Raw genomic sequence first — 16,552 nt, 5'->3', positions numbered from 1 at the left:
ATGGGCGGCAGTTTAGGCGCAGCGGGGCGCGCCGTCACGAAGCACGTGGCAAGTGTTTCCTGACCGCCGCGTCAGGGCGTAGAATGGGCGGTTTTCCGCGCCCACCAGTGGACTACGCCCCGTGACTGCAGCTGCAACCGACATGCCCACCCCCCTCACCCGCCCTGCCCGGGTGCGCCTGGAACTGCGCACGCTGCTGGCCCTGGCGGGGCCGATCATGATCGCGCAGCTGGCGCACACCGCCATGGGCTTCGTCGATGCGGTGATGGCCGGCCGCGTCGGCCCCCGCGACCTGGCGGCCGTGGCCCTGGGCAACTCGATCTGGGTGCCGGTGTTCCTGCTGATGACCGGCATCCTGCTGGCCACCACGCCCAAAGTCGCCCAGCGCCACGGCGCCGGCACCCCGGCCGAGATCGGCCCGCTGGTGCGCCAGGCGCTGTGGCTGGCCCTGGCCGCCGGCCTGGGTGCCAGCCTGCTGCTGTTCAACGCCGAGCCGGTGCTGCACCTGATGAAGGTGGACCCGGAGCTGATCGCGCCGTGCATGGGCTATTTGCGCGGCATCGGCACCGGCCTGCCGTCGGTGGCGCTGTACCACGTGCTGCGCTGCTGCAGCGACGGCATGGGCCGTACCCGGCCGAGCATGGTCCTGGGCCTGTGCGGCCTGGCGCTGAACATCCCGCTCAACTACGTGTTCATCTATGGCCACCTGGGCGTGCCGGCCATGGGCGGCGTGGGTTGTGGCTGGGCTACCGCCAGCGTGATGTGGATGATGCTGCTGGGCATGGCCGGCTGGGTGCGCTGGGCGCCGGCCTACCGCGCGGCCAACGTCTTCGGTCAGTTCCAGTGGCCGCAGTGGCCGGTGATCAAGCGCCTGCTGGGCATCGGCCTGCCGATCGGCATCGCGGTGTTCGCCGAGTCGAGCATCTTCGCCGTCATCGCCCTGCTGATCGGCAGCCTGGGCTCCACGGTGGTGGCCGGGCACCAGATTGCCCTGAGCATCAGCTCCATGGTGTTCATGATCCCGTTTTCACTTGGCATGGCCGTGACCATCCGCGTCGGCCAGGCCCTGGGCCGCGGCCTGCCACGCGAGGCACGCTTCGCCGCCGGCATCGGCATGGCCTCGGCACTGGCCTATGCGTGCTTCTCGGCGACGTTGATGTACCTGGGCCGCGAGCACATCGCCCGTATCTACACGGCTGACCCGGCAGTGCTGCACATTGCCGCCATGTTGATTGTGTACGCGGCGCTGTTCCAGTTCTCCGACGCCATCCAGGTCACGGCCGCTGGTGCCTTGCGCGGCTACCAGGACACGCGGGTGACCATGCTGCTGACGCTGTTTGCCTACTGGGGCATCGGCCTGCCGGTGGGTTACCTGCTGGGGCTGACCGACTGGCTGGGCGCGCCGGCCGGGCCGAGCGGGTTGTGGCAGGGACTGATCGTGGGCCTGACCTGTGCGGCGGCGATGCTGCTGGTGCGCCTGATGCGCAGTGCGCGCAAGCGTATTCGCAGCGCCTGAACCGCGGACGCGGCCTGCGGCCGCTGCTACGGGGGCTTTCTCGATTCCACGTATCAGCGGCCGCAGGCCGCGTCAGGGATTGGCCAGAAGCCGATACCCCACCCCCGGCTCGGTAATGATGTAACGCGGCGCCGTCGGATCGTCATCGAGCTTCTGCCGAATATGCCCCACCACGATGCGCAGGTAATGGCTGTCGTCGGCATGGGTCGGGCCCCAGATGTCCTTGAGCAGCTGCTGCTGGGTAATCACCCGCCCCGGGTAGCGCGCCAGCTGCGCCACCACCGCGTACTCCTTGCGGGTCAACGCCACCTCGGCGCCGTCCAGGGTCACCCGGCGCAGGCCCAGGTCAATCAGCAGCCCGCCGATGCTCACCGGCGCCGGCGGCGCATCGCCGCTGGGCACCTGGCGCAGCAAGGCGCGGATGCGCGCCAGGAACTCCTGAATGCCGAACGGCTTGGTCACGTAGTCGTTGGCGCCATTGTCCAGGGCTTCCACCTTCTGAATCTCGCTGGCGCGCACCGACAGCACCAGCACCGGCACCGCGCTCCATTCACGCAGCTCGCGCAGCACCTGCTGGCCGTCCATGTCCGGCAGGCCCAGGTCCAGCACCACCAGGTCGGGGCGGCCTAGCGCGGCTTGGCTCAGGCCCTCGGCACCGGTGCCGGCTTCCAGCACCTTGTAGCCCTGGGAGGCCAGGCTGATGCGCAGGAACTTGCGGATCTGCGGTTCGTCGTCGATCACCAGCAGGGTCGCGGTTTGACTCATGTTCAGGCTTCACTTTCCAGGCCGGGTTGCGGTTGCACCGGCAAGCATAGAGTGATGCAGGTGCCGTGGCCATCCAGGCCGTCAGTCACCAGGATGCGCCCGCCGTGGGCGCCGATCATGCCCTGGCAGATCGCCAGGCCCAGGCCGGTGCCCTGGCCACCGCGGTCACCCCGGGCGGCGGTGTAGAACATGTCGAAGATTTTCGCCCGCTCCTCCTCGGGAATGCCCGGGCCCTGGTCGCTGACCGCGAAGCTCAGTTCCTCGCCGCTGACGGCGGCGCGTATCAGCAGGCGGCCGTGGACCGGCGAGAAGCGCGCGGCGTTTTCCAGCACGTTGATCAGCGCCTGCTCGATCAGCGCCGCGTGCACGTACAGCAACGGCAGCTGCGCCGGCACCTCGACGTCCACCACAAGCGGTGCCAACACCGCGCGCAGGCGGTTCAGGGCGCTGCCGACAATGTCCGCCGGCGCCACCCAGTCGCGCGCCAGCTTCAGCGCGCCGTGGCCCAGGCGGGTCATGTCGAGCAGGTTCTGGATGTAGCGGTCGAGGCGCTCGGCCTCGTCGCGGGTGCCTTCCAGCAGCTCCTGGCGGTCGGCACGGGGAATGGCCTCGCCCAGGGCCAGGAGGCTGTCGATGCTGCCGCGCATGGCCGTCAGCGGCGTGCGCAGGTCGTGGGACACCGAGGCCAGCAGCGCGCTGCGCAGCTGTTCGGTTTCACCGTGCAGGCGCGCCGCCTCCAGGTCCTGGGCCAGTTGCGCGCGGGCCAGGCCCTGGGCCAGCGGCTGGCTGAGGGCACCGAGCAGGCGCCGGCGCTGGGCGCTCAAGGCGCGGCCCTCGCGGTCGCGCACGCCCAGCAGCACCAGCGGGCCGTCCTGCAGCGACACCGGCGTCCACCACCAGCGCCCCGAGGGCAAGGTGCCGGTGCCCAGGCCGGCGGGCTGGTCATGCTGCCAGGCCCAGTCGGCGGCGGCGCGCTCGGTATCACTGAGGGGAATGGGGTGGCCGCCGGGGTCTTTCCAGCCCTGGTGGCCGTCGCGCTCGGCCACCCACACCTGCAGCTCGCGCCAACCCTGCAGGTGCTGGGCGGCGGCGCTGAGCACGGCCTGGCGGTCGGTGGCGGCAGTGAGCTTGCGCGACAGGTCGAGCAGCTCGCCGGTCTCTTCCTGGGTGTCGCGCAGGGCCTGCAACTGGCGGCGCTGGCGCGCGGCGAGGTTGCCGGTGAGCGCCGCCATCAGCAGGAAAAACAGCAGGGTCAACACGTCCTCTTCGCGGTAGATGGTCAGCGAGAAGGTCGGCGGAATGAACAGAAAGTCATACGCCAGGAACGACAGCGCCGCGCACACCAGCGCCGGCCCCAGGCTGCTGCGCACCGCCACCAGCAGCACGGCGGCAAGGAACACCAGGGAGATGTTCGGCAGCGCCAGCACGCTGGCCACCGCCGAGGCCAGGCCGCTGGCGGCGATGGTGGCGAACAGCGCCAGCAGGTAGTCGAACCACACCCACTGCCCGGCCTCGTGGCCACGGGGCACGGGGCGCGCCGCGTCGCGGTCGAGCACGTTGATCTCCAGGCCATGGGTGTCGCGCAACAAACGCGGGCCCAGGCCGCCACCCAGCCAGCGGCGGTACCACAGCGGCCGCGACTGGCCCACCAGCACCAGGCTGGCGCGGCGCTCGGCGGCGTGCTGGATCAGGGTCCTGGCCACCTCGCCGGCGCGCAGCACCACCACTTCGCCGCCCAGGCGTTCGGTCAGCTGCTGGGCGTGCTGCAGGTGCTGGCGGCTGGTTTCGTCACGGGCCTTGCCGGTGTCCACGTGCACCACGCTCCAGGGCAGGTGCCGGCGCTGGGCCACGCGGCTGGCGTGGCGCACCAGGCGCTCGGCCTGGGCATCGCCGTCGATGCCCACCAGCAGCCGCCCGCGCAACGCCGGGGCGGCCTGGCCCATGCGCCGGTAGCCCTGGGCCAGGTCGGCGTCGACCTGGGCGGCGGCGGTCTGCATGGCCAGCTCGCGCAACGCGGTGAGGTTGGTCTGGGTGAAAAAAGCCTCGATCGCCGCCCGCGCCTGTTCGGGCACGTACACCTTGCCGTCGCGCAGGCGCTCCAGCAGTTCGCGCGGCGGCAGGTCGATCAGCACCAGCTCGTCGGCCTCCTGCAGCACCCAGTCGGGCAGGGTCTCGCGCACCTGCACGCCGGTGATGTCCAGGACCTGGTCGTTGAGGCTTTCCAGGTGCTGGACGTTGACCGTGGTGTAGACGTGGATGCCCGCGGCCAGCAGTTCCTGAATGTCCTGCCAGCGCTTGGCGTGGCGGCTGCCGGGGGCGTTGCTGTGGGCCAGTTCGTCCACCAGCACCAGCTGCGGCGCGGCCTGCAGCAGGCCGTCGAGGTCCATCTCCTCCAGGGTCACGCCGCGGTACTGGGAGCGCACCAGCGGCAACTGGGCCAGGCCGCCCAGCAGCGCCTCGGTCTCGGCCCGGCCATGGGTCTCCACCACCCCGGCCACCACCCGCAGGCCCTGGCGCAGCTGGCCGTGGGCGGCCTGCAGCATGGCGTAGGTCTTGCCCACGCCGGGGGCGGCGCCAAGGAACACCTTGAGGCGGCCGCGGCCGTCGCGGGGCAATTGGGCCAGCAACGCGTCGGCGCGCAGGGCATCACTCATTACAATCACTCAACGCCAGGAATGGAAGACCCGTAGCCGCTGCCGCCAGGCTGCGCTGGCCCTCGTGTTCGCTCACCATCGCCAGTGAACTGAAGGGCCAGCGCAGCCTGACGGCAGCGGCTACGGGGTTAGTGGGCTGAAGGTAGCCGATCCAGCGCCAGGTTCAAAGCCAGCACATTGACCACCGGCGGGCCGAACAGCGAGTGCTCGGTGTGCTCGGCCACAAGCTGCTGCAGCGTGGCAGCGGGCAACTGCCGTGCCTGGGCCACGCGGGCCACCTGGTAGCTGGCGGCGGCCGGCGGCAGGTGCGGGTCCAGGCCGCTGCCCGAAGTGGTCAGCAGCGCCAGCGGCACCGGCCCCTGCCCGTCCACATACAGCTTGGCGGCATCGTCCTTGATGCGGCTGGCCAGCGCCGGGTTGCTGGGGGCCAGGTTGCTGGCGCTACTGGACACGGTGGCGAAATCCCCGGCCGACGGCCGCGGGTGGAACCAGGCATCGCCGCTGAAGCCCTGGGCGATCAGGCTGGAGCCGCGCACCTTGCCCGCCTCGTCGTGCACCAGGCTGCCATTGGCCTGTTCCGGGAAGGCCACCTGGGCCACCGCCGTCACGGCCAGCGGGTAGGCCACGCCGGTGATCAGGGTCATCAACACAAGCAGGCTCAAGGCCGGACGCAGATAAGTCGACATCATCAATTCCTCATACCAGGTGGACGGCGGTCAGCAGCAGGTCGATCAGCTTGATGCCCACGAACGGCACCACGATCCCGCCCAGGCCGTAGATCAACAGGTTGCGCCGCAGCAGGTGCGCGGCGCTCGCGGCCTGCACTCGCACGCCGCGCAGGGCCAGCGGGATCAACACCACGATGATCAGCGCGTTGAAGACGATGGCCGACAGGATCGCGCTCTGCGGGCTGGCCAGGTGCATCACGTTCAACACCCCCAGCTGCGGGTAGATGGCGGCGAACAGCGCCGGCAGGATGGCGAAGTACTTGGCCACGTCGTTGGCGATGGAGAACGTGGTCAGGGCGCCACGGGTCACCAGCAGCTCCTTGCCGATCTGCACCACGTCCAGCAGCTTGGTGGGGTCGCTGTCGAGGTCGACCATGTTGGCCGCCTCGCGCGCCGCCTGGGTGCCGTCGTTCATGGCCATGCCCACGTCCGCCTGGGCCAGGGCCGGGGCGTCGTTGGCGCCGTCGCCGCACATGGCCACCAGGCGGCCGTCGTCCTGTTCCTGGCGGATGCGCGCCAGCTTTTTCTCCGGGGTGGCTTCGGCCAGCACATCGTCAACACCGGCCTCGGCAGCGATGGCAGCGGCGGTCAGCGGGTTGTCGCCGGTGACCATCACGGTGCGGATGCCCAGCTTGCGCAACTCGTCGAAGCGCTCGCGGATGCCCGGCTTGACCACGTCCTTGAGGTGAATGGCACCCAGCAGGCGCTTGTCGCGGCACACCAGCAGCGGAGTGCCGCCGCTCTGGGCGATCTTGTCCACTTCCCGGGCCAGGGCGGCGGGCATTTCCAGGCGCGCCAGGCCGACGAAGGCCAGCAGCGAGTCCACCGCACCCTTGCGGTAGATGCGCCCGGCGTGGTCGACGCCGCTCAGGCGCGTCTCGGCGCTGAAGGGCACGGCCACCAACTCGGTGGCAGCCGGCTCCGGCAGGCTGTGCAACTGGCGCAGGAACTCGACGATGGACTTGCCCTCGGCGGTGTCGTCGGCCAGCGAGGCCAACAGCGCGCCTTCGGCGAGTTCCTTGGCGGTCACGCCGGGGGCGGCGTACAGCGCGGTGCAGCGGCGGTTGCCGAAGGTGATGGTGCCGGTCTTGTCCAGCAGCAGCACGTGCACGTCCCCCGCCGCTTCCACGGCACGGCCGGACTTGGCGATCACGTTCAGGCGCACCAGACGGTCCATGCCGGCGATGCCGATGGCCGACAGCAGGCCGCCGATGGTGGTGGGAATCAGGGTCACCAGCAGCGCCACCAGGAACACCAGCGGCAGGCTGCCGTTGGCGAAGTGGGCGAACGGCTGCAGGGTCACCACCACCAGCAGGAAGATCAGCGTCAGGCCGATCAGCAGGATGTCGAGGGCAATCTCGTTCGGGGTCTTCTGCCGTTTGGCGCCTTCCACCAGGGCGATCATGCGGTCCAGGGTCGACTCGCCGGGGTTGGCGGTGATCTTCACCAGCAGCCAGTCCGACACCAGGCGGGTGTTGCCGGTGACGGCCGAGCGGTCGCCACCGGACTCACGGATCACCGGCGCCGATTCGCCGGTAATGGCCGCCTCGTTGACCGCGGCGATGCCTTCGATGACCTCGCCGTCGCCGGGGATCATTTCCCCGGCCTCGACGCGCACCACGTCACCCTTGCGCAGGCTGGCGGCGGCAACGTTCTGGAACTGCCCGGCACCGTCCCGGCGGCGCGCGGTGAGGCCCTGGCTACCGGCCTTGAGGCTGTCGGCGCGGGCCTTGCCACGGCCCTCGGCCAGGGCTTCGGCGAAGTTGGCGAACAGCACGGTGAACCACAGCCACAGGGCGATCTGCACCGCCACCCCGGTGTTCACCCCGGCTTCGGGCAGCACGCACAGCACCGTGGTGAGGATGGCCGTGAGTTCCACCACCAGCATCACCGGCGCCCGCTGCAGCTGGCGTGGGTCGAGCTTGACGAAGGCCTGCACCAGCGCCGGCCGCCACAGGGCGGCGAACGCGGTTTTCTGCGCAGTGCCGGCGGCATCGGCGGCGGCCGGCTTGGCAACACGGATCGGCATATTCATGGTCATGTTCCTTAGAAGCCCAGGCTCAGTTGTTCAGCGATCGGCCCCAGTGCCAGGGTCGGCAGGAAGGTCAGGCCACCCACCAGCAGGATGGTCACCGTCAGCAGGGTGACGAACAGCGGGCCGTGGGTGGGGAAGCTGTTGTTGCCCAGCGGCGCGGTCTTCTTCAGCGCCAGGCTGCCGGCCAGGGCCATGATCGGCAGGATGTAGCCGAAGCGGCCGATCAACATGCCCAGGCCCAGCATCAGGTTGTGGAACACGGTGTTGGCGCTGAAGCCGCCGAACGCCGAGCCGTTGTTGGCGCTGGCCGAGGTGTAGGCGTACAGCAACTGGCTGAAGCCGTGGGGGCCGGGGTTGCTCACCGCCGACGCCGGGCCTGCCAGGCTGGCGGCGATGGCACCCAGCACCAGCACACCGACAGGCATCACCAGCAGGGTCACCACCAGCAGTTTTACTTCCGTGGCCTGGATCTTCTTGCCCAGGTATTCGGGCGTGCGGCCAATCATCAGGCCGGCCAGGAACACCGCCGTCAGCACGTTCAGCAGCATGCCGTAGAGCCCGGCACCGACGCCGCCGAAGATCACCTCGCCGACCATCATGTTCACCAGCGCGACCATGCCGGTGAGCGGGTTGAGGCTGTCATGCATGGCGTTGACCGAACCGTTGGACGCCGCCGTGGTGGTCACTGCCCATAGCGCCGAGGCCGTGGTGCCGAAGCGCGCCTCCTTGCCTTCCAGCGGCGGCGCCTGTTCCACCTGGGCGCTTTGCAGCGTCGGGTTGGGCTGGTACTCGCCGTACAGCGCCACGCCGCCACCGATCAGGAATAACGCGAACATGCAGGCGATGATCGCCCGGCTCTGGCGCATGTCCTTCACGTAGTGGCCGAAGGTAAACACCAGCGCCACCGGAATCAGGATGATCGACACCACCTCCAGCAGGTTGCTCAGGGCCGTGGGGTTCTCGAAGGGGTGAGCCGAGTTGACGCCGAAGAAGCCGCCGCCGTTGGTGCCCAGCTGCTTGATGGCGATCTGGCTGGCTGCCGGGCCCAGCGGGATGACCTGGTCGGCGCCCCGCACGGTCACGGCGCTGACGTAATGCATGAAGGTCTGCGGCACGCCCTGCCACACCAGGATCAGCGCCAGCACCAGGCACAACGGCAGCAGGCCATAGAGGGTGGCGCGGGTCATGTCGGCCCAGAAGTTGCCGAGGGTTTTCGCCGAGCGCCGGCCAATGCCACGGCACAGCGCCACCAGCACCGCCAGGCCCGTGGCGGCGCTGACGAAATTCTGCACGGTGAGGCCGACCATCTGGCTGAAGTAGCTCAGGGACGCCTCGCCGCTGTAGGATTGCCAGTTGGTGTTGGTGACGAAACTGACCGCAGTGTTGAAGGCCAGCGACCATTCCATGCCGGGCAGGTGTTGCGGGTTGGCGGGCAGGTATTGCTGGAACAGCAGCACGCCCATCAACAGCACGAACCCGGCCAGGTTGAAGGCCAGCATGGCCAGGGTGTAGCGCTGCCAGCTTTGCTCTTGCGCCGGGTCCACCCCGGCCAGGCGGTAGCAGCCGCGCTCCACCGGGCCAAGCACAGGCGTGAGCCAGGTGCGCTGGCCTTCCATGACGTTGTAGTAAAAGCGGCCCAGGAAGGGCGCCGGGACCAGCACCAGGGCCAGGAAGGCCAGGAGCAGCCCATAGTCATAGCTGTGCATGGTCGCTCCTAGTGCCGGTCGGCGCGCAACAGCGCCACCGTCAGATACACAAACAGCCCTGCTGCCAGCAGCAGAGCCACCCCATCCAGCACGTTCATGGCCTTTCTCCTCGTTGGAATCGCCAGCCCCTTGCAGGGCCATTGGTCGGTATTGTCGGAAACCAGGCCGTAAAGGAACGAGACTGAAGGGGAAAGACCGGCATAAAGTTTTCGTAAAGAATGCCGATGTAGAGCGATTGCCGGAACGAAACGGGAAAAATGTAGCCAAATGTATCGAGCTTGATACATACAGGACATTCCAGCGACACGCCTGCGAGTGACCCTCGCTGGCCGCTCCCAATCCGAACATGACTACCAGCCCGCCGGGCGAACGCTTACCCTCCGGGTAACTGACGCGGCCCCGTCGTCGCGGCTGGCAGCAATACCAGGCAGATGAACGCAAGCATGCAGAACACCCCGCTCCCTCTCAGCGATGCCAGCAAGAACCTCGTCGGCGACGATGACAAACGCTGGAACACCCGTGCCCTGATCGTGGATGACGACGTGCCGATTCGCGAACTGCTGATCGACTACCTGGCCCGCTTCGGCATCCTGGCCCTGGGCGTCAGCGACGGGGAAGGCATGCGCCAGGCGCTGCTGGAAGAAAACTTCGACGTGGTGGTGCTGGACCTGATGCTGCCGGGCGAAGACGGCCTGTCGCTGTGCCGCTGGCTGCGCGCCGAATCCGACATCCCGATCCTGATGCTGACCGCCCGCTGCGAGCCGACCGACCGCATCATCGGCCTGGAACTGGGCGCCGACGACTACATGGCCAAGCCGTTCGAGCCACGTGAACTGGTAGCGCGCATCCAGACCATCCTGCGCCGCGTGCGCGACGACCGCACCGAGCAGCGTGCCAATGTGCGCTTCGACAACTGGCGCCTGAACAGCGTGCTGCGCCAGCTGATCTCCTCCGATGGCCTGGTGGTGCCGCTGTCCAACGCCGAATTCCGCCTGCTGTGGGTGTTCCTGGAGCGTCCACGCCGCGTGCTCAGCCGCGAACAACTGCTGGACGCCGCCCGCGGCCGCTCCATCGAAGCGTTCGACCGCAGCATCGACCTGCTGGTATCGCGCCTGCGCCAAAAGCTGGGCGACGACCCCAAGGCACCCCAGCTGATCAAGACCGTGCGCGGTGAAGGCTACCTCTTCGATGCGAGAGACATTGGTTGATGCGCAGCCCTGATACGCTGTTCGCCCGCCTGTTCGGCGTGTCACTGATTGCCATCATCTTCGCCCACCTGCTGGCCTTCCTCTGGTTCCAGCAGTACGGCTTCCCGCCACCACCCCACCGCGAGCACCTGCGTGAGCTGCGCGCGGAGCTGGGCCCCAATCCCTCGCCCGAAGCGCTGGCCGATTTCGGCGCCAAGGAGCTGCGCGAGGAAGAACACCGGCCACCGCCGCCGCTGTTCGGCGGGCCTGTCGTGCCGCTGCTGTTCCAGCTGATCACCCTGGTGGTGGCCGCCTGGTTCGGCGCCAAGGCCCTGTCGCGGCCCATCCGCCGCTTCAGCGAAGCGGCCGAGCGGCTGAGTGAAAACCTCGACGCCCCGCCCCTGGAAGAGACCGGCCCGCTGGAAGCTCGCCAGGTGGCGCACACCTTTAACCGCATGCAGCAACGCATCCGCGAGCAGGTGCAGCAACGGGCGCGCATGCTCGGCGCCGTGTCCCATGACCTGCGCACGCCGCTGTCGCGGCTCAAGCTGCGCCTGGAGCAGATCGACAACGAGAAGCTGCAGGGCCAGATGCGCCAGGACCTGGACGACATGATCGGCATGCTCGACGCCACTCTGACCTACCTGCACGAGCAGCGCACCAGCGAGGCGCTGCAATGGTATGACCTGCAGGCGCTGGTGGAGTCGCTGGTGGAGAACGCCCAGGACCATGGCGCGGCCGTGCAGGCCCGGGGCACCTGTGCGCCGCTGCAAGTACAGCCCATGGCCCTGCGCTCGTGCATCAGCAACCTGATGGACAACGCCCTGCGCTACGGCGGCGCCACCCTGGTGGACATCGACGACACCCGCGACGCCGTGACCATCCGCGTCATCGACCACGGCCCCGGCATCAGCGCCGACAAGCGCGAAGCGGTGTTCGAGCCGTTCTTCCGCCTGGAAGGCTCGCGCAACCGCAACTCCGGCGGCGTCGGTTTGGGCATGACCATCGCCCGCGAGGCGTGCCAGCGCCTGGGCGGGCAGTTGAGCCTGGAAGAAACACCCGGCGGCGGCCTCACTGCCGTCATTCGCCTCCCCCGCTGAGTCCCTCCCCGTCGCGGCCATTTTTTGTGGGAGCTGGCTTGCCAGCGAGCTTTAGGGCGCCAACAGCTCGCTGGCAAGCCAGCTCCCACAATAGATGTGGGGTTGGCGATTATGTCGGATGGCCAATCTACGCTTTCGCTATAAACCCCCGCCCCCATGTCCCGCCCCTTACAAACCCCACACACTCTCGACATTCCCCCGATAGATTCTTTACACGCCGGCGGTTTGTAACCGGCATACAACAGGGGAGCACACCCAATGTCATCCATAAGCGGCGTAAGCAGCAGTAGCTATTCCAACTACACAAGTACCAGCAGCACCAGCGCCAGCGCGCAACTGAAGAAGTTCCAGGAAGAGCTGTTCGCCAGCCTCGACACCGACGGCAACGGTGAGGTCAGCAGCGACGAGCTGAACACGGCGATTTCCAACAGTTCGAGCAGTGGCACCAGCAACGACGGCGGCATCCTGGTCACGCTGAGCAAGAATTTCAGCAGCCTGGACAGCGACTCGGATGATGGCCTGACCCTGGACGAGATGGCGGCCCTGCAGCCACCGGCACCGCCCACCCAGGACAGCGCGCCGAACACTGACGCGGTCGACGACCTGATGAGCGCCATCGACAGCGACGGCAGCGGTTCCATCAGCAGCGACGAGCTGAGCTCGGCCCTGAGCGCCGCCGGCGACACCACCGATGACAGCAGCCAGCTGTTCTCGGCGCTGGACAGCAACGGCGATGGCACCGTGAGCAAGGACGAACTGGCCGCGGCCATGCAGCCCCCACCTCCGCCGCCACCGGCCAGCGTCTCCAGCGATGACCTGTTCAGCGCGCTGGACAGCAACGACGATGGCAGCATCACCGAGACCGAACTGAGCAGCGCCTTGAGCGCCACCAGCTCGTCGTCCAGCAGTTCGTCCAGCAGCTCCACCTCGTCGTCCAGCAGCCTGGCCAGCGAAGTGTTCAGCGACCTGGACACCAACAAGGACGGCACCGTCAGCGCCTCGGAACTGGCCGCCGCCCTGCAATCCTCGGGTGACCAGAGCAGCAGTGGCAGCAGCAGTTCGGACACCGCCAGCAGCGATACCGCGGCGGCGCTGAACAAGATGATCGCCGCCCTGACCAAGCAGTACGCCACCGACGCGCAACAAACCGTGGGCAGTCAGCTGACCACAGCCGCCTGACCTTTACGCCGCGGGCAGCCTTCGGGCTGCCCGTCTCAGGGCTTGTGCGCGGCGCCGTGGCCGCTGCGGGTCCAGTCCAGCAGCAGGCTGTAGCCGATGGCGAGAAGCGTCGGGCCGATAAACAGGCCGATGAAGCCGAACGCCAGCAGGCCGCCGAACACCCCCAGCAACACGATCACCAGCGGCAGGTCACCGCCGCGGCTGATCAGGTAGGGCTTGAGTACGTTGTCCACGCCACTGATGATGAACGTGCCCCACACCCCCAGAAACACCGCCATGCCGTACTCGCCCTTCCACGCCAGCCAGGCCGTCGCCGGTATCCATGCCAGCGGCGGCCCCATGGGGATCAGGCTGAGCAGGAACGTCACGATGCCCAGCACCAGCGCCCCTGGAATACCCGCGATCAGGAAGCCGATCAGCGCCAGCACTGCCTGCGCCGCCGCCGTGCCGATCACGCCGTTGACCACCCGCTGCACGGTGCCCGCCACCAGGTCCAGGTAATATTCGGCGCGCTCGCCTACCAGGCGTTCCAGCAGGCGCAGCACGAACGCCGCCAGCCGCGGCCCGTCGCGATAAAAGAAGAACACGAACACCAGGCTCAGGGTCAGCTCCAGGATGCCGCCGCCGATCTGCGCGCTACGCGCCAGCAGCCAGTTGCCCACCTGGCCCAGGTACGGCTTGACGCTGAGCATCAGCGCGGCGCCCTGCTGGTCGAGGGTGTCCCACCAGGTGGCCAGGCGCGGCCCCACCAGCGGCAGGGCCTGCAGCCAGTCCGGCGCTGCCGGCAGGCCGTCCACCTGCACGTCACGCACGAAGGTGATGGCGTCGCGGATGTGGTCGGCCAGGTTGAAGCCCAGCCACACCAGCGGCAGTATCACCAGCAGGATCCAGCCCAGGGTGAGGATGCTGGCCGCCAGGGTCTCGCGGCCGCCCAACCAGCGGGTCAGCAGGCGCATCAGCGGCCAGCTGGCGTAGGCGAGGATGGCGCCCCACAGCAGCGCCGAGATGAACGGCGCCATCACCCACAGGCAGGCGCCCAGCAGCACCAGCAGGATGATCTGCACCAGCAGGCGGTCGTTGTTGAGCGTCATGGCAGGCGCTACTCCTCAGCGAATCAGGTCGATGTGCAGGCCGCTTTTCGCCGGGTCGCCCAGTTCCAGGCGCGCGGCGCGCACGCCCTGGGCCACCAGCGCCTGGCGCCAGGGTTCGGCGGCGGGCCCGGCCAGGGTCACGCGCAAGGTGCTGTCCTGGTTCAGGCTGCGCGCCAGCAGCGCCACCCAGGCCGGCGGGGGCGGCGTCACGCCCAGGTCAGGGTAGTCCAGGCGGCCGGTGCCGCGCAGCTCGCGCAGCAGCGTGGCCGGGGTCGGCAGCAGCGTGCCCAGGGGGCTGGCGGCGACGAACTGCTCCACGTGCAGGTAGGCGCGACGGCCGCCGCGGTTGATGGCGTAGAGCGCCACCAGGGTGTCCTGGCCGGAGTCGGCGTGGCGCAGCAGGATCACGCTTTGCTGCTCGTCGGCGCCCACCAGCTTGGCGTTGGCGAAGATTTCGTTGGCCCACAGGCTGGACTCACCGCAGTCGCGCGCCTCGCACCAGAACAGCACCTGGCTGCCCTGGTCCTGCAGGCCCTGGCGCGCGGCGTTGAGGGCGTCGGTGGCCAGTGCGCCGCTGGCCAGTTCGTAGGTCACCGAGCTGACCTGGCCACGGGCGGTGACCTGGGCGTCCATGCGCAGCTGGTTGCTGATCTTGCGCACCGAACCCAGCGGGTAGGTGCGCTCGGCTTCGGCGGCGGGCTTCTGGTCCACCACCTGGGCGTCGGCGGGCGGCGGCACGTTGGCCAGGTCCGCGGCGGTGGCACTCACGGCTGCGGCAAGGGTGAAGGCGAACAGGCATGCCCTCATCGCGGGGCTGCCGCGGCGGTATGGCGGTGGTTCATGGAGGTCTCCCTGTCGATGCTCGGCTTCCCATTAAGCACGCCAAGCCTCGGCACTTGGCCACCGCAAGTCAAGGCATGGCGAAGAAGCGATTGAAACAGCTTGCTACAAGAGCAGCGCCGGCCTCGTCGTTCAGGTGCAGGTGATGGCCGCCGGGCAGGCGCTCGTGACTGAAGGGTAGCCGCGCCAGTAGCCCCGCGTGCTTGGCCAGCATGCCCTCCTCGGCCACCACCAGGTGCGCCGGGCAGGCGATGCGCTGCACGAACGACCAGCCCTGCTCTTCGCTCATGCGCAGTGGCGTGGGCAGGGTCAGGCGGCTGTCGCTGCGCCAGCTGTAGCCGCCGGGCACCGGCATCAGGCCGCGCTGGGCCAGCAGCTCGGCGGCCTCGCGGCTCACCGCCACCATGCCTTGCATGCGCACTTCCACGCCGCGGTCGAAGTCCGGGTACACCGACTTGCGCTTGCCCGGCAGGGCCACCTGCTCGAGCAAGGCCTGGCCGAAGCGCTCGGCGGTGCCAGGCCCCGGCGAGCCCGGCGGCAGCACCGCATCGATCAACGCCAGCCGCTCCACGCGTTCGGGCAGCGCCCCGGCCAGCACCACCGAGACAATCGCCCCGAGGGAATGGCCGAGCAGCGAAAAGCGCTGCCAGCCCAGCTGTTCGGCCACCTGCAGCACGTCGTGGGCGTAGTCGTACAGCGAATAGCCGGCGCCGGCCGGGCGGTGCTGGGACAGGCCGTGCCCGGCCATGTCCAGGGCCAGTATGCGCAGGCCTTCGAGCCGGGGCGCCAGGCGCGCGAAGCTGTTGGCGTTGTCGAGCCAGCCGTGCAGGGCGATCACCGGGCGGCCGTTGGCCGGGCCAAATACGTGCGCCGCCAGTTCGATGTGCGGCAGGCTCAGGCGAATTTCCTCCACGCCACTGCTCATGCGCACGCCGCCTGGCCTTGCTGCCAGCGGCCGACAATGCCCTTGAGCAGGTCGGCGGTCGCCAGCGGGTGTTCCAACGGGAACATGTGCCCGCCGGCCACCCGGTGGGTTTCGCCCTGGGCCAACCCGCGGACCATGCGCGCGTGGTGGTTCAGTACCACGCGGCTCTCTGCGCCGTGCACCAGCGCCAGCGGCACGCGCAGGCGCCGGGTGCTGGCCGGGCGCACGTGGGGCACGCTGCGGTAGATGTCGATTTCGGTGGCGGGGTCGAAACGCAGGCGCAGGCCGTCGGCGTCGGCGCACAGGCCATGCTGCAGGTACGCCTCGAAGCACTCGGGGTCAAAATCACGGAACAGCGACTTGCGGGAAAAATACGCCCGCGCCGCCTCGAGGTCGGCAAACGTCTCGCGGCGGCCCAGGGTGCGCCCGGCCGGGGTCAGGCGGTCGATGAAGCCGAAGCGCTTGGCGGCGCGAATCACCCACTGGTCGGCCAGGGTCAAGGCCGGCGAGTCGAGCATCACCACGCCGCGGTACAGCTCGGGGTATTGCAGCGCGGCATACAGGTGCAGCAGGCCACCGAACGAATGCCCCACGCCCCACACCGGCCCCGGCTGCTGGCGCAGGTGGTGCACCAACTCGGCAATCAGCGCTGGCCAGTTGTCGGTGACCGGAAAGCGCGGGTCATGGGCATGCTGCGGCAGGTGCGCGACGCTGAAGTCGGGGGCCAGGTGGGCGAACAGCTTGCCGTAGGTACCCGAAGGAAAACCGTTGGCGTGGGCGAAGAAGATAGTCTGCGGCATGGGGGTGGCTCGTGGGCGAATCTTGG

The 16,552-nt window shown here is 68.8% G+C and carries 14 protein-coding genes; 4 read left to right on the top strand and 10 right to left on the bottom strand.

What is annotated here, in order from left to right; genetic code table 11:
- The first annotated feature begins 142 nt into the window (after positions 1–142).
- Positions 143–1,516, top strand: a complete 1,374-nt coding sequence (locus tag AC0J42_RS09075; protein WP_473006830.1) for an MATE family efflux transporter — start codon at positions 143–145, stop codon at positions 1,514–1,516.
- 72 nt (positions 1,517–1,588) lie between these two features.
- On the opposite strand, the gene AC0J42_RS09070 is transcribed toward AC0J42_RS09075, so the two are convergent.
- The 6 genes from AC0J42_RS09070 to kdpF form a co-directional block, all read right to left on the bottom strand.
- Positions 1,589–2,281: a response regulator gene (locus tag AC0J42_RS09070; RefSeq protein ID WP_416423224.1), complete on the bottom strand. Its 693-nt coding sequence runs from the start codon at positions 2,279–2,281 to the stop codon at positions 1,589–1,591.
- Positions 2,282–2,283: 2 nt separating this feature from the next.
- On the bottom strand, positions 2,284–4,935 hold the full coding sequence (locus AC0J42_RS09065) for a DUF4118 domain-containing protein (protein ID WP_473005899.1): 2,652 nt from the start codon (positions 4,933–4,935) through the stop codon (positions 2,284–2,286).
- A gap of 128 nt (positions 4,936–5,063) precedes the next feature.
- Positions 5,064–5,621 (bottom strand): potassium-transporting ATPase subunit KdpC, encoded by a 558-nt coding sequence (kdpC, locus tag AC0J42_RS09060; RefSeq protein WP_473005898.1) that lies wholly within the window; start codon positions 5,619–5,621, stop codon positions 5,064–5,066.
- 10 nt (positions 5,622–5,631) lie between these two features.
- On the bottom strand, positions 5,632–7,692 hold the full coding sequence (gene kdpB, locus AC0J42_RS09055) for a potassium-transporting ATPase subunit KdpB (protein ID WP_473006829.1): 2,061 nt from the start codon (positions 7,690–7,692) through the stop codon (positions 5,632–5,634).
- Positions 7,693–7,709: 17 nt separating this feature from the next.
- The gene (kdpA, locus tag AC0J42_RS09050) at positions 7,710–9,404 is read right to left on the bottom strand and encodes a potassium-transporting ATPase subunit KdpA (protein ID WP_473005896.1); all 1,695 of its coding nucleotides are present in this window, start codon (positions 9,402–9,404) and stop codon (positions 7,710–7,712) included.
- 8 nt (positions 9,405–9,412) lie between these two features.
- The gene (kdpF, locus tag AC0J42_RS09045; RefSeq protein WP_416423220.1) at positions 9,413–9,502 is read right to left on the bottom strand and encodes a K(+)-transporting ATPase subunit F; all 90 of its coding nucleotides are present in this window, start codon (positions 9,500–9,502) and stop codon (positions 9,413–9,415) included.
- Between the two features lie 345 nt (positions 9,503–9,847).
- Here kdpF and AC0J42_RS09040 point away from each other — a divergent pair, with 345 nt between their 5' ends.
- The 3 genes from AC0J42_RS09040 (at position 9,848) to xopAW (ending at position 12,870) form a co-directional block, all read left to right on the top strand.
- Entirely contained in the window at positions 9,848–10,612 is a 765-nt protein-coding gene (locus AC0J42_RS09040) for a response regulator (protein ID WP_008371971.1), read from the top strand.
- Positions 10,612–11,691: a sensor histidine kinase gene (locus tag AC0J42_RS09035; protein WP_416423219.1), complete on the top strand. Its 1,080-nt coding sequence runs from the start codon at positions 10,612–10,614 to the stop codon at positions 11,689–11,691. The genes AC0J42_RS09040 and AC0J42_RS09035 overlap by 1 nt, the downstream gene beginning before the upstream one ends.
- Before the next feature lie 258 nt (positions 11,692–11,949).
- Positions 11,950–12,870, top strand: a complete 921-nt coding sequence (gene xopAW, locus AC0J42_RS09030; RefSeq protein ID WP_473005895.1) for a XopAW family type III secretion system calcium-binding effector — start codon at positions 11,950–11,952, stop codon at positions 12,868–12,870.
- Between the two features lie 35 nt (positions 12,871–12,905).
- Here the strand turns inward: xopAW and AC0J42_RS09025 are convergent, their stop codons facing one another.
- From AC0J42_RS09025 to AC0J42_RS09010, 4 genes are all read right to left on the bottom strand, one after another.
- On the bottom strand, positions 12,906–13,961 hold the full coding sequence (locus tag AC0J42_RS09025; RefSeq protein ID WP_416423217.1) for an AI-2E family transporter: 1,056 nt from the start codon (positions 13,959–13,961) through the stop codon (positions 12,906–12,908).
- A 15-nt stretch (positions 13,962–13,976) separates the two neighbouring features.
- Positions 13,977–14,768, bottom strand: a complete 792-nt coding sequence (locus AC0J42_RS09020; protein ID WP_416423216.1) for a DUF4892 domain-containing protein — start codon at positions 14,766–14,768, stop codon at positions 13,977–13,979.
- Between the two features lie 103 nt (positions 14,769–14,871).
- Positions 14,872–15,726 carry an alpha/beta hydrolase gene (locus tag AC0J42_RS09015; protein ID WP_416423215.1) on the bottom strand — a complete coding sequence of 285 codons (855 nt, stop codon included), beginning with the start codon at positions 15,724–15,726 and terminating at the stop codon, positions 14,872–14,874.
- Complete coding sequence (locus AC0J42_RS09010) at positions 15,723–16,526, bottom strand: alpha/beta fold hydrolase (RefSeq protein WP_473005893.1); 804 nt, start codon at positions 16,524–16,526, stop codon at positions 15,723–15,725. Before AC0J42_RS09010 ends, AC0J42_RS09015 begins: the two co-directional genes overlap by 4 nt.
- Positions 16,527–16,552: the final 26 nt, after the last annotated feature.

It is taken from the genome of Pseudomonas sp. Tav-5-1A (assembly GCF_055755055.1).
This window is presented reverse-complemented; position numbering and strand designations above follow the sequence as displayed.